The sequence below is a fragment of the Nocardia sp. NPDC058518 genome, assembly GCF_042719655.1.
Lineage (GTDB): Bacteria > Actinomycetota > Actinomycetes > Mycobacteriales > Mycobacteriaceae > Nocardia.
Map to the genome: position 1 here is coordinate 106,795 of NZ_JBHXNJ010000002.1, position 17,263 is coordinate 124,057.

Here is a 17,263-nt window from a genome sequence, read left to right on the forward strand (position 1 = left end):
AACGAAGGGATGCGAGAGATGGCGATCGAGGTCGGAACCAAGGCCCCGGACTTCGAGCTCAAGGACAACCACGGCGCCACCGTGCGGCGCGCCCCGCGCGGGCGCCCCCCCCGGGCGGGGGGGGGCGCCCGCTTGCGTTCGGGTTCTGGACCTACGGGTTCAGCGGGCTCAGCTGTGGTACGGCTCCGCGCTGACCAGCGTCACCTTCATGGTGTTGCCGTTGGGGAGTGTGTACTCGCGGGTCTCGCCCACCTTGGCGTCGATGAGCGCGCCGCCCAGCGGCGAGTTCGGCGAGTAGGCCTCGAGGCCGGTGGCGCCGAGTCCCTCTTCGCGGGTCGCGATGAGGAAGGTCTCGGTATCGCCTTCGTCGCCGTCGTAGTAGACCGTGACGACCGAGCCCGGCAGCGCCACGCCGGATTTGGTGGGGGCGACGCCGACCTTGGCGTTGTTCAGCAGTTCCTGCAGCTGGCGGATACGCGCCTCCTGCTGACCCTGCTCTTCACGCGCGGCGTGGTAGCCACCGTTCTCCTTGAGGTCGCCCTCTTCGCGGCGCTCGTTGATCTCGGCGGCAATGACCGGACGATTGGCAATGAGCGAGTCCAACTCGCCCTTGAGCCTGTCGTGCGACTCCTGGGTAAGCCAGGTCACATTCTCGGTCATCTCGATCACTCCCTAGTAGTTGTTCCCGGCGCACCGGGATTCCTGAGAAACCAGTGCGATTCCTCCCGGAGGAGGGCATGCACCAGCCCGACGGCTGGAGCGATCCTGGGGGTGAACCCGATACCCGCAAACAGCACCGCTGGCCGCCAATGCAGCAAACACGGCTCCGAACCCCGGAACCGTGTATCAACCCATTTTAGCATGTCTCATAAAAATGCAGGTCAGGCTAGTCAGGCAGGCTATTCGGTGCGCAGATACCCAGGAATCTGGTCGCTGCAACCATAAATATCGCCCGCCGAAGCGCGTGCCGATGTCTTGACCGTAGTGCTCACCTGCACGCTGGTCGAGTCCGAACCGGGGACCAGTACTTCGCGCCGTCCCACTTCGGCGCTGTCGCGATCCATCGCCCGCACGAAGCAGACCACGGCCTGCTGTGGGTCGTCACGGGTGACCTTGATCCGCACCTCCAGGGTGGCATCGTCGACGACCACATAGCCGAGCTGCTCGGTTTCGACCGCCTTCGGACCATATTTCTGGAAGCCGAGATAGGCCACGGCGAAACCGGCGACAACGACGCCGACACCGAGCAAAACCATCACCCACAGGCGACGCGCAGGTGGTTTTGTGCCGTATCGGTCGGCGTGTCGCGCTGCTGCGGCGGCCGAGGTCGCGGCGGAGTCCGGTGCGGGCTCGGTCATCGGTTTCGCGCTCCCGGGGGTGGTCGGAACAAACGGGGGGTCGGATGGAACTATAGGTAACGACATCTGACACCCGCGAGCGAGAGCGACGGTGAACGAGAAGTGAGTGGCCTTCGCCTCATGGCAGTGCACGCCCACCCCGACGACGAATCGAGCAAGGGCGCCGCGACGACCGCAAGGTACGCCGCGGAGGGCGTCGAGGTGCTCGTCGTGACGTTGACCGGTGGCGAGCGCGGCAGCATCCTGAACCCGGCCATGGACACCCCCGGTGTGCTCGACCGGATCAACGAAGTGCGGCGCGAGGAGATGGCCGCGGCCGCCCACGCGCTCGGCGTGCGCCAGCACTGGCTGGGATTCGTCGACTCGGGCCTGCCAGAGGGCGACCCGCTGCCGCCGCTGCCGGAGGGCTGCTTCGCGCTGGTGCCGCTCGAGGAGTCCACCGAGGCGCTGGTGCGCGTGATCCGCGAGTTCAAGCCGCAGGTGATCACCACCTACGACGAGAACGGTGGCTACCCCCACCCGGACCACATCCGCTGCCACGAGGTGTCGATGGCCGCCTACGAGGCCGCGGGCGATCCGACGAAGTTCCCCGCGGCGGGCGAGCCGTGGACGCCGCTCAAGCTCTACTACGACCACGGTTTCAGCATGAAGCGCCTCGAGGCCTTCGCCGAGGAGTACGAGCGCATCGGCGAACCGTTCCCGCTGCAGGAGTGGCTGGACCGGATGAAGCAGTACCAGGCGGCGCGCGGCGACATCATGGGCCGGGTCACCACCCAGATCGAATGCTCGAAATACTTCCCCCAGCGTGACGACGCCCTGCGCGCCCACGCGACCCAGATCGATCCCAACGGCGCGTTCTTCGCGATCCCGTTGGAGATGCAGCAGCGGCTCTGGCCGACCGAGGAGTTCGAATTGGCCAAGACGCGCGTGTCCACCGCCATCCCGGAGACCGACCTGTTCGCCGGCATCGAGGACAACGACCGGTGATGTTGGCCTACCTCGCACAGCAACCGACGGGCCCCGAATTCGGCAAGGCCTCACCCCTCGGCCTGCTGGTCATCCTGATCCTGCTGGCAGGCACGGTGCTGCTGGTCCGCTCGATGAACAAGCACCTCAAGGGTCTGCCCGAAACGTTCGAACCCGAGCATCCGGAACCGGATCAGAAGGCCGACGACGGTACCGAGCCCGGTGTGATCACGGTCGAGGATTCGGAACCGAAGCAGAGTACGTAGGCGGCACAGGCGCGCAGCGGTCCTCAGCCGCGCATGGCCGGAGCGAATGCGGAGGTACGCCTAGCGCGCCGCGGCCAGGTCGGCGACGAGTTCGCCGACCAGGTCGCGCGCGGTGGCGGCGTGCTCGGCCACCGACCGCGGCGCCCCGCTGGCATTCAACTCGATCATCGTGTTCATCAGGCCGAACAGTGCGACGAGTCGGCGTAGCGCTGCGCTGCGCTCCGACACTGTCATCGGCGCGGTGGATATGGGGATGTTCACAGCTATGGGATCGTCGCCGTTCGAAGGTTCGTTTCGGCCGATATCCAATCGAGGCCGTTCGCGCTACCAGTCGATGAGGTCGAGTTCGTGCAGGCGCCGGAACACCATCATCGAACCGGGTGCGACGTGCTCCATCGCGGCGTATTCACTCACGGTGAAGTAGCGGAATTCGGCGATTTCGCCGGTGGCGTGGGGTTCTCCGGTGAGTTCGGCACGGAAACAGGTCATGTGCAGACCGGTGTTGCGGCGGTGTCCGAAGGCTTCGGCTTCGAAGACGCCGAACTCGGCGACACCGGCCAGTCCGACGCCGAGTTCTTCCTCGATCTCGCGATGTAGCGCCTGTAAAGGGGTCTCGCCGGGGTCGATCTTGCCGCCCGCCATGTAGAAGACATCCTTGCCTTCGGGACGCGTCTGAATCAGCCTGCGGTCGCGGACATGGGCGAGGGCGGCGGTGCGGATCATGGGGATCACTCTAGGGAGCGATAGGCCCCGTCTCATGCCGAACGTGCTCCGCGTCACGCTGGTGTCTGGGTCAGCTCAGCGAGTCGGTGCCTGCGTCGGCGCGTCGACGGTCAGCGTTTCGGCTGCGGTCAGCGAGTCGGTACGCGAGGTGTCTTTGAGGTCGACTCCCGAGCGGCCGAGTGCGCGGGCCCCCGCGATCAGACCTGCCACCACGCGGGCGGCGTCGGCGTAGGCGAGGCCGTCTGGTGGGTGGATGTTGGAGATGCAGTTGCGTTCGGCGTCCGCGCGGCCGGGGCGCGGTAGGTGGGTCAGGTAGATGCCGAGGCTGTCGGCGACCGAGAGGCCGGGACGCTCGCCGATCAATACCAGAACAGTGCGCACGCCCATGGCTTCGGCGATGTGGTCACCCAGCGCCACTCTGGCCTGGGTGGCGATCACCGGTGGGGCCATGGTGTAGCGGTCGCCGAGTTCGGTTGCCAGGGCGGCGAGCAGATCGGGGGCGTGCTCGGACAGTGCCAAGGGGGACAGCCCGTCGGCGAGAACGAAGCCGATGTCCGCGTCGGTAGCGGTGACGGGGGTGAGATCGTCGGGCACTCGGCCGAGATCGGGGCGGCGCAGGTACTCGGCGCGATCGGCTGCCCTGCTGGCTACGGAGACCGGAGTGCCGAGGCCGAGTGCGGCGATGTGTTCGGTCAAGGTCGCGACGTCGAGAGGAAGGTGCACGGCGTCACGGGCCGCGGCATGTGCGGCGCGCAAGGCTAGGACGTCGGTCGTCGGCAACGCGTCGCCCGTGCGGCCGAGCCCGATTCTGGCTTGCGTACTACCCCGAAGATCTCGCCAGAAGTCCTCGGCGACAGGCGATTGCGTCTCGTGCCCAGCGGCCACCGGTGGGGCCGGAACAGGTGGGGTCACAGGCGGTTCCGTTCTGCGTCGATGTTCGTGAGCGGCTCGTTCGGCTGACGCGGTGCGCTCATCGAGTGGCTGTCAGGGCTCGCAAGGGTGAGGACAGCGGTTCCACCTGTCGCACACGGCCGTTCGCGTCGAGCATGCCGAGGCCTGACAGCCAGGCCTCGAATTCCGGTGCGGGGCGCAGGTTCAGGACCTGGCGGGCATAGAGGGCGTCGTGGAAGCTGAGGCTCTGGTAGCCGAGCATCACGTCGTCGGCGCCGGGAACCGCGATGACGAAGGCGCAACCGGCCGCACCCAGCAGCGTGAGCAGGGTGTCCATGTCGTCCTGGTCGGCCTCGGCGTGGTTGGTGTAGCAGACATCCACACCCATCGGCAGGCCGAGCAGTTTGCCGCAGAAGTGGTCCTCGAGTCCGGCGCGGATGATCTGCTTCCCGTCGTAGAGGTACTCCGGCCCGATGAAGCCGACGACCGTGTTCACCAGGAGCGGTTGTAGATCCCTGGCCACGGCATACGCGCGAGCTTCCAGGGTCTGCTGGTCCACCGGCCGATCACCGACGCCCAGATGGGCATTGGCGCTCAGCGCCGACCCCTGCCCGGTTTCGAGGTACATCACGTTGTCGCCCACGGTGCCGCGCCGCAGCGATCGCCCCGCCTCGTTCCCCTCCCGCAACAGCGAGATGTTCACGCCGAAGCCGGTATTCGCGCCCTCGGTACCCGCCACGGACTGGAACACCAGGTCCACCGGCGCCCCGGCCTCGATCAGCCCGATGGTCGTGGTGACGTGGGAGAGCACGCACGACTGGGTCGGGATATCGAAGCGCGATCGCACCTCGTCGAGCAGATGCAGCAGATCCGAGGTGGCCTGCGGTGAATCGGTGGCGGGGTTGATCCCGATCACCGCATCGCCACAGCCGAGCAGCAGCCCGTCCAAGGTGGCGGCGGCGATCCCGCGCGGATCATCGGTGGGATGGTTGGGCTGCAATCGCGTGCTCAACCGGCCGGGCAGGCCGATGGTGGTGCGGAATCCCGCGGTCACCTCGGCCGCCTTGGCCACCGCGATCAGGTCCTGATTGCGCATGATCTTGCTGACCGCGGCGACCATCTCCGGCGTCAGCCCCGGCGACACCGCGGACAGCGTCGCCGCTGAATCCTCGGTGGCGGCGACCGCGAGCAGCCAATCCCGCAGCCCGCCGACCGTCAGCTGCGCGATCGGCCCGAAGGCCACCCGGTCGTGACTGTCGATGATCAGCCGGGTGACCTCGTCGGTTTCGTAAGGCACAAGGACCTCGTTGAGGAATGTGGTCAGCGGCAACTCCGCCAACGCCCACTGCGCCGCGGCGCGCTCGGCATCGGTGGCGGCCGCGCATCCGGCGAGTTCGTCGCCGCTGCGCAGGGGCGTGGCCTTCGCCATCAGGTCGATCAGACCGTCGAAACTGTAGGTCGTGACACCGATTGTGCTGCGGTACAAGGTCATCGGCTGTCGTCTCCTTTCGAAGCGTTCGCAGTTATCCGAGTTCGGATTCCGCCTCGGCGATCGCCGCGAACTCCTCATCCGGCGACTTGGCGACCAGGTGTTTGCGACTGTAGAGCCCGAAGTAGGCCATGAAGGCGACGAACACACCGAGGGTCCACAGTGCGGCCTCCGGGTCGACGAGGAAGGTGGCGGCCACCGCGATGGCCGCGATGACCAGGGCGAACGCCGTGGTGACAATGCCGCCGGGTGTGCGGTACGGACGCGGCATTGCAGGCTCGCGCACGCGGAGCACGATGTGGCTCACCATCATCAGCACGTAGCTCAGCGCCGCGCCGAACACGGCCATGTTCAGCAGCATCGCGCCCTCGCCGGTGAGCGAGAGGGCGAAGCCGATGACGCCGGGCACGATCAGCGCCAGCACCGGTGCCTTGCGGGAGTTGGTGACCGACAGGCTGGTCGGCAGGTAGCCGGCGCGCGAGAGGGCGAAGGTCTGCCGGGAGTAGGCGTAGACGATGGAGAAGAAGCTGGCGACCAGACCGGCCAAGCCGATGTAGTTGACCACCTTGGCTGCCGAGCTGTCGCCCAGCGCCTCCACCAGGGGGTTACCCGAGGCCGACGCGTCCTGGGCGCCGAGTGCGCCGGTGACCAGGAACAGCACCACCGCGCCGGTGACGACCAGCAGCAGCATCGCGACGATGATGCCCTTCGGCACGTTCTTCTCCGGCTCGCTGGCTTCCTCGGCGGCCAGCGGCACGCCTTCCACCGCCAGGAAGAACCAGATCGCGAACGGGATGGCGGCCCAGATACCCATGTATCCGAACGGCAGGAACGACGACGATCCGGTCGCCGCGGGATCGGCCGCGATATCGGTCAGGTTGGCCACGTCGAACCTGCCGAGTGCCGCCACCGCGAAGATCGCCAGCCCGACCAGCGCGATGGCGGTGATCACGAACATCGCCTTGAGCGCCTCGCCCGCACCGGCCAGGTGGATGCCGATGAACAGTGCGTATACCGCCAGATACACCCACCAGCCGTCGGTGATCCCGAACAGGTTCAGCGATTCCACATAGGCGCCGATAAAGGTGGCGATGGCGGCGGGCGCGATCGCGTACTCGATGAGAATGGCTGTGCCGGTGGCGAATCCGCCCCATGGTCCGAGCGCGCGCCGGGCGAAGGTGTAGCCGCCGCCCGCCGCTGGCAACGCCGAGGACATCTCGGCCATGCCGAGCACCATGGCCAGATACATCGCGGCGATCACGACGGTGGCGATCAGCAGACCACCGAAACCGCCTTCGGCGAGACCGAAGTTCCAGCCGGAGAAGTCGCCGGAGATCACGTAACTCACGCCGAGGCCGGCGAGCAGCACCCAGCCCGCCGAGCCCTTGCGCAGGGTGCGTTTGGCGAGATAGTCGTCGACCGGTACGCCCTCGCCGGTGGCGGGGCTGGTTTCTGTACTCACGTGGAGCTCCTCATCAACAAGCAATGCGCGTTCGCCAGGCAACGGTGATCGTCGAGGGTTGAAGAATGGTTGACGACTGTTACGCGCGTGGATCCGTCAGGTCAGCGGTGCGTATCGAGCACCGCTGACCTGCGGAAACGAACTGATTACGGGTGTTTCAGATCACCCGGTTGGCGGCGGCGCCGACTCCAGCGCGGCCGCTTCCTCGTCGGTGAACAGACGTGAGCGGATCAGGAACCGCACGCCTTCGGGAGCCTCGAGGGAGAACCCGCCGCCGCGGCCCGGCACCACGTCGACGGTGAGGTGGGTGTGTTTCCAGTATTCGAACTGGTCGGCACTCATCCAGAACGGGGTGTCGCCGGGCAGGTACCCGAGCAGCACATCCGAACCGCCGACGCGGAATTCCCCACGCGGGTAACACATCGGCGAACTGCCGTCGCAGCAACCACCGGACTGGTGGAACATGACCGGGCCGTGCTGCCCGGTCAAGTCCCGCAGCAGCGCCGCCGCCTGTTCGGTGAGGTCGACGCGCTGCACCATCAGAAGAAGCCGAGCTTCGTCGCCGAGTAGCTGACCAGGATGTTCTTGGTCTGCTGGTAGTGATCGAGCATCATCTTGTGGTTCTCGCGCCCGATGCCGGACTTCTTGTAGCCGCCGAACGCCGCGTGCGCGGGGTAGGCGTGGTAGCAGTTGGTCCACACCCGACCGGCCTTGATGCCCCGGCCGAGGCGGTAGGCGGTGTTCATATCGCGTGTCCACACGCCGGCACCGAGGCCGTAGAGGGTGTCGTTGGCGATCGACAGCGCCTCCTCGGTGGAGTCGAAGGTGGTGACCGCGACGACGGGGCCGAAGATCTCCTCCTGGAACACGCGCATGTCGTTGCTGCCCTTGAAGATCGTCGGCTCGATGTAGTAGCCCTCGGCCAGCCCGTCGACACTGCGGACCGCGCCACCGGTGAGTACCTCGGCGCCTTCCTTCTTGCCGATATCGATGTAGGACAGGATCTTCTCGAACTGATCGTTGCTGGCCTGGGCGCCGATCATGGTCGCTTCATCGAGGGGATTGCCGCTGATGATGGCCTTGGTGCGCTCGATACAGCGGGCCATGAACTCGTCGTAGATCGACGAGGCGATCAGCGCGCGTGACGGACAGGTGCACACTTCGCCCTGGTTGAGGGCGAACATGACGAACCCCTCGATCGCCTTGTCCAGGTAGTCGTCGTCGGCGGCCATCACATCGGCCAGGAAGATGTTGGGGCTCTTGCCGCCCAGCTCGAGGGTGACCGGGATGATGTTCTCGCTCGCGTACTGCATGATCAGCCTGCCGGTGGTGGTCTCACCGGTGAACGCGACCTTCGCCACGCGCGGGCTGGAGGCCAGCGGCTTACCGGCTTCGACACCGAAACCGTTGACCACGTTGAGAACTCCCGGCGGGAGCAGATCCGCGACGAGTTCGACGACCTTCATGATCGAGGCCGGGGTCTGCTCGGCGGGCTTGAGCACCACCGCGTTGCCCGCGGCGAGGGCGGGAGCCAGCTTCCAGGTGGCCATCAGGATCGGGAAGTTCCACGGAATGATCTGTGCGACAACGCCGAGCGGCTCGTGGAAGTGGTAGGCGATGGTGTCCTTGTCGACCTCGCTGATGCCGCCTTCCTGCGCGCGCAGCACCCCGGCGAAGTAGCGGAAGTGGTCGACCGCGAGGGGGAGGTCGGCGGCCAGGGTTTCGCGGACCGGCTTGCCGTTGTCCCAGGTTTCGGCCACGGCGAGGGCCTCGAGGTTGGCCTCGATCCGGTCGGCGATCTTGTTGAGGATGTTGGCGCGCTCGGCGGCCGAGGTCTCACCCCAGGCAGGCGCCGCGCGGTGGGCGGCGTCGAGCGCCAGTTCCACATCGGCGGCGCTCGAGCGGGCGATCTCGCAGAACGGCTGCCCGTCGACCGGGGAGGTGTTCTCGAAATAGCGGCCTTCTACCGGCGGAATCCACTTGCCGTCGATGAAATTGTCGTATCGCGGCGCGTAGCTGACGATGCTGCCCTCGGTGCCCGGCTTGGCGTAGATCATGTGCGGTGGCTCCTCGCTGATTCCGGTGAAGCGTGACGCCCATCACTATCCCCGCTGAGGGTTGATGAAACGTTGAAGCCGGACCGATCAGGCGCGAAGGGCGCTGTGCAAGCGTGCCGCGGCCACCGCGCGACGTGCGTCGCGGGCGGGGAGCAGGGCGAGTGCGTGTTCGTGGACGGCGATGTCGTCGGGGGCGCGATCGCCGTATGCCAGTGCGTGATTCGCGTCCGGGCTGTTCAGTACCGCGTTGCGCATGGCGACTTCGAGGTAGTCGCGCCATTCGCTGATGCCCGGCGTATCCGAATCAGGAAGCAGCGGACCGTGATACAGGCGAACGGCGGTGTCGAGATCGCCTCGCTCGATGGCGCGCAGCACGTCGACGGCGTCGCAGGACAGGGGAGTGGTGAAGCGGTAGACGCGGCTGGTGATGTCGCCGCCGGTGGCGCGGCGCAGGTACGACATCTCCGATTTCAGCGTGCTCGCGCCGACCGCGCGATCGCCGTAGACGGCGTAGTGCAGGCGTTCGTGGCTGTAGCCGTCGTCGTCGAGGGCGAGCAGGGTCAGGATCTCGAGGTGGCGTGGCCGCAACCGGATCTGCTGACCGTCCCGCATCAATCTGCCGGTACCGAGGCTGGTCAGCCGCATCCCGGCGGGCGCGGGCACGGCGGCGTGCAATTTCGATTCGATGGCGCTGGTCATGGTGCGCACGGTGGCCATGGCCAGCGGATGCGAGCGCTTCCAGGTGGTCGACAGGTCGAGCACCCCGAGCAATGTCCCGTCGGCGGCGCGAATCGGCGCGCAATAACAGACCCAGCCGTGCAGTGCCGCCACCAGATGTTCGGCCGAGAACACGGTGTGCGGTTGGTCGGTGCGCAATGCCAAGGACAACGCGTTGGTCCCCATGTGCGCCTCGTCCCACCGGCCACCGGGCGCGAAGTTCACCTGCTCGGCCCGCCTGCGCATGACGGGCCCGCCATAGGTCCACAGAATCGTTCCCGAAGCATCGGTGACCGCCGCGACGTACCCCGCGTCATCGGCCACACTGTGCAACTGCTCTTTCAGCTCGGTAACCGGCCCCCGCAACGGCGACTCCGCCCACCGTGGCCCGATATCGGTCTCACTGACCGGCGCGTGATCGCGCCCCGGATCCACCGTCCGCAACGACCGCGTCCAGGACTGCGCCACCTCGGTCCGCACCCCCGAACTCCCCGCCCCCGAAACCCCCACCCCACCTGGCACCCACATGGCCCATTCCCGCTCCAGCGCAGCCCGCTGCGCGGAAAGCGTGAGCTGCACCATCTCGGGTCTTCCTAACTAGACGAACCGGGCAAGGATTCCACATTTCATCATGCCTCAGCACCGCCCGCTGAGCAGCGGTTTCGCCAGCCCATACTGCCGCAACGGCGAGGCGGTGACCGGGACTACATTGTTGGAATGAGGCAGATCAGCCAGCGTGAACTGGTCGCCCGCCATCGAGCGTTGCCGCGGGTGGATCCGTACCTAGCCCCCGAGCTTCTATCGAGCCGCTGAAGCTGTCGCGGCCATGACGCTCAGCCGGGCTGGACGATGCGGGTTCCGAGGTCGAAGTGGATGCCGGATCGGAGCATTGTGGTGGCGGGCAGGCCGATCATGGCGCGGAAGGATTCGCTGAAGTGTGAGGGGGTGGCGAAGCCTGCGTCGAGGGCGGAGCGGGTGAGGTCGTGGCCGTTGACGGCGCTGCTCACCGCGCAGACCATGCGATTCCAGCGTTGGTAGCCGCGGAAGGTGGTGCCGCAGTGCTGGGTGAACAGGTGCAGGAAGTGGCCGGTGGACAGGCCTAGGTTCGCGGCGATCTGGTCGGCGCGCAGGGCGTTGGCGGGCTGGTCGCGGATCGCGGCTGCGAGCCTGGAGATGCGTGCGTCGGTGCCGAGGTTCGGGCCCGCGATGGCGCGGCTGTAGAGGAGATCCGGGTCGGCGACGGGTTCGCGGCCCAGCTCGACGAGTTCGCGCTCGCGGCGATGGCTCAGGCCGAAAGTGCCTGCTGCAGCGGTCATCTCGTCGGCAATCATGGTCGCTGGCGCACTCGACGGGTCGATGAACAGCACCAGAATCCACCCCTGCGTGGCAACGACGCGGTGCGCGGTGCGGGCAGGCGCGAAGGAGCTGCCGGTGCGAATCGGACCGCGGGAGGTGTGCACGATCAGCGGCCCGTCCAGCCCCACGGTGAGCATCGCGACCGGCGGCGAATGCGTGTCGGGCAGCAGATCCGGCCCGATGTACCCGATGTGCCCCGGCCGGACCCACGCGATCGGCGTCCGCACCGATCCGCGGATCTCCGAACGGGTATCGATGCTCACCCTCACCAGGGTATCGACGTGTCGCCGGGTGCGCCGCAACAGCAACGCTCACTGTTGTCGGTGGGCCTTGCTATCAAGGTGCATGAGCACATTCATGCTGATCCCGGGAGCCGGGTGCGATGCGGGTTATTGGGGGCAGGTGGCAGACGAGCTGCGCGGGCTCGGCCATGACGCGATCCCCGTGTCGTTGCCGAGCGAGGACGACAGCGCCGGGTTGGGGGAATACGCCGACGCGGTGGTCGAGGCGATCGGCGAGCGACGGGATGTGGTTGTGGTGGCGCACTCGTTCGGGGGGTTCACCGCGCCGCTCGTGTGCGATCGGGTACCGGTGGAGCGAATGGTGTTGGTATCGGCGATGATTCCGGCGCCTGGCGAGGCGCCGGGCGACTGGTGGGCCAACACCGGGCATGCGACCTCGGGTGATGACGACGTGTTCTACAACCAGCTCACTCCCGCGCAGCGGGCCGAGGCGGAGAAATACGAGTGCGGCCAGTCCGAAACCCCGATGGAGTCCGCATGGCCGCTGGCGTCTTGGCCCGAGGTGCCGACCCGGTTCATCTTGCTGCGCGACGACCGGTTCTTCCCCGCCGACTTCATGCGTGGACTCGTAGCCTCCAGGCTGGGGATCGAGCCGGTCGAAATGGATGGCGGGCACATGGTCATGATGTCGGGCCCCGCCGAATTGGCTCGTCTCCTGCTCTGATCATGCGGGAATGCGGCAAATTCTAGATCGTTCGGTCTTGTATAGATGCGGCGCCGATCAGACCGTAGGAGTGCTCAGCTCAGGATCGACACGGCTACTCGGCCCGCGTCGCGCAGGCGGGTGGCGGCGTTGGGGGTGCGTTCGAGGACCCAGATTCCCTGGAAGAAGACCAGTAGGAAGCGGGCAAGGGCGCGCGGGTCGGCGTCGGGGGGCAGTTCGTCCTGGGCGTGGGCGCGCGACAGGGCGGAGGCCAGTGCGGTTTCGGTACGCGCCCAGCTGGATTCGACCAGCCGGGCGACGTCGGGGTCGCGGGCGGCCAGTTCGACCGCGGCGGTGGTGACCAGGCAGCCGAGGAATCTGTTCTCCGCGCACGACTCGTTCACGAACCGGTCGATCAGGCCCTTGACCGCGGGTAGCGCCGGGCCGGGGCGGGCCAGTTCCGCGGTGATCCGCGCGTCGACGAGCTCGAGGTGACGTTGCAGCGCCTTCATGAAGAGCTCGTGTTTGCAGCCGAAGGTCGCGAACATGCTGGCCCTGGCGATGCCGAGATGCTCGACCAGATCCGCGATCGACGTCGTCTCGTAGCCGCGCTGCCAGAACAGGTCCAAAGCGCGATCCAGGGCGACATCGGGGTCGAATTCCTTGGTGCGCGCCATATTTCATGATGCTAGGTCTATTGCGACCGATCGGTCAAATATGTCAAACTTCGTCCCGCCATCCACAACTACAGAACAGGACACGTGATGAAGAAGCTTGTCGTTGTTGCCGCTGTGCTCGCAGGGCTCGTCGCACCAGCAGGTGCGGCCGCCGCGGAATCTGTTGCCGCACCTGTCGCTACGACATCGGCCCCCGCTCCGGTGGGTTCCTCGTCGGCGGACGTGTTCTGTGCCGTCCTCGTTTTCCTGAAGGGCGGCTGGGCAGGTCGGCCGGCCGACTGCTCATTCTGACGAGCTCAACTTTTCGAGGAGTTCCCATGCATGTCTTCCGTGCGATCGTCGTCGGCGCCATGATCGGTGCCGCGACCCTGGCTGGTGGCGGCACCGCGATGGCCGAGGTCCGCCCGATCGGACCGCCTATGCCATCACTGTGCGAGGGCCACCCGCTGCTCGCCGCGTGGTGTTTCATCAACAGCCAATCGGCGTAGAGGTCGAAGTCGCGTATCGGCAAATAGCGAGTGTGGTTGCCGCCCTGTGGCATTCGTCGAACTCGGGGCGGCAGCCGTCCGCTGAGGGCCGGTGAGATGAGTTGCCGGGGTCGCGGACCTATGATGGTCATCCGCGATCGGCGACCTCGGGGAGGCGGGGGACCGAGGCTACGAGTTGGCGGGTGTATTCGTGTTGAGGGGAGCGTAGGACGGTGTCGGCCTCGCCGGATTCGACGATTTGGCCGTTCTTCATCACGAGGACGCGGTCGGCGAGGTGGTGGACTACGCCGAGGTCGTGGGAGATGAGGAGCAGGGCGGTGCCGAACTCGGATTGGAGTTCGGCGAGCAGGTCGAGGATCTGGGCTTGAACGGAGACGTCGAGGGCGGAGAGGGGTTCGTCGGCGACGAGGAGGGCGGGGTTGGGGGCCAGGGCGCGGGCGATGGCTACGCGTTGGCGTTGGCCGCCGGAGAGGGTGCGGGGGTGGCGGGGGAGGAGGTCGCGGGCGAGGCCGACGGCGTCGAGTATTTCGTGGACCCGCTGGGTGCGGGCCTTGCCGCGAAGGTCGACTGTGTCGAGGCTTTCGCCGATGACGCGCTCCACGGTGTAGCGGGGGTCGAAGGAGCTGAGTGGGTCCTGGGCGATCAGTTGCGCGGCGCCGCGGTGGGGGCGTAATTCCTTGTCGGAGAGCTCACTCCATGGTTCGCCGTCGACGACCACCCGTCCGGACGACGGTGCGATGAGCCTCAGCGCGAGACGAGCCGTCGTGGTTTTGCCCGAACCGGATTCGCCCACGATGCCGAGGGTTTCGCCGCCGAACAGGTCGAAGTCGACATTGTCGACGACCGTGCGGGCGGCTGATCCCGAGCCGTAGGTTTTGCGCAGGTTGCGGACCGAGAGCACGACTCGGGTGTTGTCCACCGTGCGCGGCGGCAGCAGTGGGCGCTCGGACACCGCCAGCTTCGACCCGCGTGAGGCCGCCGACGGTACGGCCGCGAGCAGCTTCTTGGTGTACGGATGCGTCGGCCGGGTCAGTACATCGTGCGTGCTGCCCTCCTCGACGACCTCCCCGTCACGCATGACCAGCACCCGATCCGCCACCTCGGCCACGACCGCGAGGTCGTGGCTGATCAGCAGAAGTGCCGTTCCCGCGGCTTTTCGGGCACGAAGCAGATCCAGGATCTGTTGCTGCACAGTCACATCGAGCGCGGTGGTCGGCTCGTCGGCGATGATGAGACGCGGATCGCCTGCCAGCGCCGTCGCGATCAACACGCGCTGACGCAGCCCGCCGGACAGCTCGTGGGGATACTGACGCAGCCGCAGTTCGGGTTCGGGGACGCCGACATCGGTGAGCAGCCGCACGCTGCGGGCGGTGAGCGCCTGCCCGCGCAGCCCGGTCAGTGCGCGTTGCGCTTCGGCGAGCTGACTGCCGATCGAGCACAGCGGATCTAGGGAGACCAACGCGTCTTGGAGCACGAATCCGATGTCGGTGCCCCGGATTCGCCGCCACTGCCGCGTCCGATGGTCACGTGCGTCCTGCCCGAAGAGTTCGAGACGGTCGGCGCGCACGGCAGCGCCCGAGCCTGCCAGACCGACCAGCGTGCGTGCCGTCACCGACTTGCCCGACCCGGACTCGCCGACGAGAGCGACGGCTTCACCCGGCTCGATCCGCAGATCGATGCCGCGCACCACATCCTTCGCCGCGAACCCGACCCGCAGATTCTCGACCTCGATCAGACTCATACCATTGGCCTTCCGTCGTAGTGCCGCTGCCAGCGTCGGCCCAGCGAGCTCACCGCGATGACCGTGGCGGTCACGGCCACACCGGGCAGCACGCCGATCCACCAGGCATTGCGCAGATAGTTGCGGCCTTCGGCGAGCATCGCGCCCCATTCCGGTTCCGGCGGTTGCGGGCCCATCCCCAGGAAGCTCAGACCGGCCGCGCCGAGAATGGCGGTGCCGAGGCCGATGGTGGCCAGGATGGGGACCTGCGCGACCGCGTGCGGCAGGACATGCCGCCGCACCAGTGTTGCCCTGGTGAGGCCGAAAGTTCGTGCCTGCTCGACATACCCGGACTCCTGTACCACGAGGGTCTGCGCGCGAACCACACGGGCGAACCTGGGGATCGAGGCGATACCGAGCGCGAAGATCAGGTTCGTGGTGCCGGGGCCGGTGAACGAGATCAGGACCAGCGCGAGCAGCAGATCGGGGAACGCGGAGACCACGTCGAGGAACCGGGTGATCAGCTCGTCGAGCGGCCCGCGCGCCAACCCGGACAGCAGGCCGAGCGCCGTGCCGGCCACGACCGCGATCGCGACAGCGGTGACGCCGATGAGTAGCGAATAGCGCGCGCCGTGGACGACGCGGGTGAAGACGTCACGCCCCAGGTGATCGGTGCCGAACCAATGCTGCGCACTCGGTGGCAGCTGGGCGGCGAGGGGATCGGCGGCCAGCGGGTCGGTACCGGCCAGCAGGACAGGGGCAACCACCGCGATCGCGACCAGCCCCACTGTCAGTGCTGCGACGGCTACACCCGGCGCTACAGTGAAACCCTTCGCGCGCAAGTTGATTCGTGCGATTGCCGCGTGCGGAAGATCTGCGATCGTCATAGCGCCGGTCCTCGCTGGAAGTCGGGCAGTGAGCGTGAATATGTTGTAGGCATGGCGATTCGACCAGCCATGCGCCGCGTTCCGATGGCAGTCATCGCTCCCCTCCATTGCCGGCGTCGCGACGTAGCCGTGGGTCGAGCCACAGGTAGAGCAGGTCGACCAGCGTGCTGATCACGACGTAGACGAACGCCGAGAGAATCGCCACGGCCAGCACAACGGGAAGATCCTGTGCGAGAACGGCTTCGACGGTTACCCGCCCTAGTCCGGGCCGTCCGAAGACCTCCTCGATGATCACCGCCCCGCCGAGCAAACCGCCGACCAGCCAACCGGTCAAGGTCACCGCGGGCAGGGCCGCGTGGCGCAAACCGTGCCGCAGCCGCAGCGCGCTCTCGCTCACCGACCACGACCGCACCGTCACCGCGAACGGTTCGTCGAGCGCCCGCTCCAACCCGTCGCGCAGCACCTGGGAGATCACCGCGCCCAGCGACAGCCCGAGCGCGAGTGCGGGCAGTACCAAGGCGGACAGTCCCTTGTTCGCCGCCACCGGAAAGATCTTCAACTGGAAGCTGAACACCGAGAGCAGCACGATGCCGAGCCAGAACGCCGGTGTCGAAACAAGTGCCAGCTCAACAGCATTCGCGACGGCACGGGATCGCCGCCGCTGCGCTGTGCTCGTCGCCACGACAACCGCGAACACCAGCGCCACCATCAACGCGGCACCGGTCAGCGCCAGCGTCGGCCCGGCCTGCGAGCCGATGATCTCCGACACCGGCCGCTGCAGCACATACGAACGCCCGAAATCCCCCTGCGCCACATTCCACAGGTAGCGGGCGTACTGCACGACGGCCGGACTGTCGAGTCCCCATTCGGCGCGGATGGCCGCCTCGACCTCCGGGGTGCGCGGTTGTTCGCCGAGCAACACATCGACCGTGTCGCCCGGCGCGAGCCGCACACCGAGGAACGACAGCGTGGTCGCGCCCCACAGCACGCCGATCCCCGTGATCACCCGCAGCGCCACTGCTTTGGCGAGATCGGCCCGCCCGCCACGCTCGCTGTCCGCGATCGGCGCCGCTGTTTCCGGCGCGACAACCTCCGCTGTCACGGGCGCAGGACCGATCCGGTACACCAGCGATCCACCGGAGCAGAGCCGACCGCCGACTGCCGGGCCGGACCTCCGGGCAGCCGACCCTGGTCGCCCGGGCGGACCACTGCGCCGGACCGCCGCCCCGACTCGCACGCCCCGCCGCGCACAGCGGGCCGA

The 17,263-nt window shown here is 67.2% G+C and carries 20 protein-coding genes; 5 read left to right on the forward strand and 15 right to left on the reverse strand.

Annotation, left to right across the window (positions count from 1 at the left end):
• Positions 1-168: 168 nt before the first annotated feature.
• The gene (gene greA / locus ACFWPX_RS05235) at positions 169-660 is read right to left on the reverse strand and encodes a transcription elongation factor GreA (RefSeq protein WP_056813695.1); all 492 of its coding nucleotides are present in this window, start codon (positions 658-660) and stop codon (positions 169-171) included.
• A gap of 239 nt (positions 661-899) precedes the next feature.
• The gene (locus ACFWPX_RS05240; RefSeq protein WP_378926302.1) at positions 900-1,358 is read right to left on the reverse strand and encodes a DUF4307 domain-containing protein; all 459 of its coding nucleotides are present in this window, start codon (positions 1,356-1,358) and stop codon (positions 900-902) included.
• A 120-nt stretch (positions 1,359-1,478) separates the two neighbouring features.
• On the opposite strand from ACFWPX_RS05240, the gene mca reads away from it, so the two are divergent.
• Together mca and ACFWPX_RS05250 are read left to right on the forward strand one after the other, a co-directional pair.
• The gene (gene mca, locus ACFWPX_RS05245; RefSeq protein WP_378919424.1) at positions 1,479-2,345 is read left to right on the forward strand and encodes a mycothiol conjugate amidase Mca; all 867 of its coding nucleotides are present in this window, start codon (positions 1,479-1,481) and stop codon (positions 2,343-2,345) included.
• Complete coding sequence (locus ACFWPX_RS05250) at positions 2,345-2,590, forward strand: hypothetical protein (protein WP_378919586.1); 246 nt, start codon at positions 2,345-2,347, stop codon at positions 2,588-2,590. The genes mca and ACFWPX_RS05250 overlap by 1 nt, the downstream gene beginning before the upstream one ends.
• A 60-nt stretch (positions 2,591-2,650) precedes the next feature.
• On the opposite strand, the gene ACFWPX_RS05255 is transcribed toward ACFWPX_RS05250, so the two are convergent.
• The 9 genes from ACFWPX_RS05255 to ACFWPX_RS05295 all read right to left on the reverse strand — a co-directional run bounded on the left by ACFWPX_RS05255 (position 2,651) and on the right by ACFWPX_RS05295 (position 11,548).
• The gene (locus ACFWPX_RS05255; protein ID WP_378919422.1) at positions 2,651-2,824 is read right to left on the reverse strand and encodes a hypothetical protein; all 174 of its coding nucleotides are present in this window, start codon (positions 2,822-2,824) and stop codon (positions 2,651-2,653) included.
• A 90-nt stretch (positions 2,825-2,914) separates the two neighbouring features.
• Complete coding sequence (locus ACFWPX_RS05260) at positions 2,915-3,313, reverse strand: NUDIX domain-containing protein (RefSeq protein ID WP_378636247.1); 399 nt, start codon at positions 3,311-3,313, stop codon at positions 2,915-2,917.
• A 75-nt stretch (positions 3,314-3,388) separates the two neighbouring features.
• The gene (gene eutC / locus ACFWPX_RS05265; RefSeq protein WP_378926303.1) at positions 3,389-4,225 is read right to left on the reverse strand and encodes an ethanolamine ammonia-lyase subunit EutC; all 837 of its coding nucleotides are present in this window, start codon (positions 4,223-4,225) and stop codon (positions 3,389-3,391) included.
• Positions 4,226-4,283: 58 nt separating this feature from the next.
• Positions 4,284-5,696, reverse strand: coding sequence for an ethanolamine ammonia-lyase subunit EutB (locus ACFWPX_RS05270; RefSeq protein ID WP_378926305.1), 1,413 nt, complete (start codon positions 5,694-5,696; stop codon positions 4,284-4,286).
• 31 nt (positions 5,697-5,727) lie between these two features.
• Positions 5,728-7,155 (reverse strand): ethanolamine permease, encoded by a 1,428-nt coding sequence (eat, locus tag ACFWPX_RS05275; protein ID WP_378926306.1) that lies wholly within the window; start codon positions 7,153-7,155, stop codon positions 5,728-5,730.
• 162 nt (positions 7,156-7,317) lie between these two features.
• Positions 7,318-7,695 (reverse strand): DUF779 domain-containing protein, encoded by a 378-nt coding sequence (locus ACFWPX_RS05280; RefSeq protein WP_378919412.1) that lies wholly within the window; start codon positions 7,693-7,695, stop codon positions 7,318-7,320.
• Positions 7,695-9,212, reverse strand: coding sequence for an aldehyde dehydrogenase (gene adh / locus ACFWPX_RS05285; protein WP_378926307.1), 1,518 nt, complete (start codon positions 9,210-9,212; stop codon positions 7,695-7,697). The genes ACFWPX_RS05280 and adh overlap by 1 nt, the downstream gene beginning before the upstream one ends.
• 87 nt (positions 9,213-9,299) lie before the next feature.
• Positions 9,300-10,511, reverse strand: a complete 1,212-nt coding sequence (locus ACFWPX_RS05290) for a transcriptional regulator (RefSeq protein ID WP_378926309.1) — start codon at positions 10,509-10,511, stop codon at positions 9,300-9,302.
• Between the two features lie 251 nt (positions 10,512-10,762).
• Positions 10,763-11,548 (reverse strand): helix-turn-helix domain-containing protein, encoded by a 786-nt coding sequence (locus ACFWPX_RS05295; protein ID WP_378919406.1) that lies wholly within the window; start codon positions 11,546-11,548, stop codon positions 10,763-10,765.
• An 82-nt stretch (positions 11,549-11,630) separates the two neighbouring features.
• Here ACFWPX_RS05295 and ACFWPX_RS05300 point away from each other — a divergent pair, with 82 nt between their 5' ends.
• Positions 11,631-12,251 (forward strand): alpha/beta fold hydrolase, encoded by a 621-nt coding sequence (locus ACFWPX_RS05300; RefSeq protein WP_378926310.1) that lies wholly within the window; start codon positions 11,631-11,633, stop codon positions 12,249-12,251.
• A 74-nt stretch (positions 12,252-12,325) separates the two neighbouring features.
• Here the strand turns inward: ACFWPX_RS05300 and ACFWPX_RS05305 are convergent, their stop codons facing one another.
• Positions 12,326-12,907, reverse strand: a complete 582-nt coding sequence (locus ACFWPX_RS05305; protein WP_378926311.1) for a TetR/AcrR family transcriptional regulator — start codon at positions 12,905-12,907, stop codon at positions 12,326-12,328.
• 87 nt (positions 12,908-12,994) lie between these two features.
• On the opposite strand from ACFWPX_RS05305, the gene ACFWPX_RS05310 reads away from it, so the two are divergent.
• Together ACFWPX_RS05310 and ACFWPX_RS05315 are read left to right on the forward strand one after the other, a co-directional pair.
• Positions 12,995-13,198: a hypothetical protein gene (locus ACFWPX_RS05310; protein ID WP_378926312.1), complete on the forward strand. Its 204-nt coding sequence runs from the start codon at positions 12,995-12,997 to the stop codon at positions 13,196-13,198.
• Positions 13,199-13,224: 26 nt separating this feature from the next.
• Positions 13,225-13,395, forward strand: a complete 171-nt coding sequence (locus tag ACFWPX_RS05315; protein ID WP_378919400.1) for a hypothetical protein — start codon at positions 13,225-13,227, stop codon at positions 13,393-13,395.
• A 127-nt stretch (positions 13,396-13,522) separates the two neighbouring features.
• On the opposite strand, the gene ACFWPX_RS05320 is transcribed toward ACFWPX_RS05315, so the two are convergent.
• From ACFWPX_RS05320 to ACFWPX_RS05330, 3 genes are all read right to left on the reverse strand, one after another.
• A complete protein-coding gene (locus tag ACFWPX_RS05320) occupies positions 13,523-15,136 on the reverse strand; it encodes a dipeptide ABC transporter ATP-binding protein (protein WP_378926313.1) in 1,614 nt (537 codons plus the stop codon).
• Positions 15,133-16,002 carry an ABC transporter permease gene (locus ACFWPX_RS05325; RefSeq protein WP_378926314.1) on the reverse strand — a complete coding sequence of 290 codons (870 nt, stop codon included), beginning with the start codon at positions 16,000-16,002 and terminating at the stop codon, positions 15,133-15,135. The genes ACFWPX_RS05320 and ACFWPX_RS05325 overlap by 4 nt, the downstream gene beginning before the upstream one ends.
• A 91-nt stretch (positions 16,003-16,093) precedes the next feature.
• Positions 16,094-17,104, reverse strand: a complete 1,011-nt coding sequence (locus ACFWPX_RS05330; RefSeq protein WP_378926315.1) for an ABC transporter permease — start codon at positions 17,102-17,104, stop codon at positions 16,094-16,096.
• Positions 17,105-17,263: the final 159 nt, after the last annotated feature.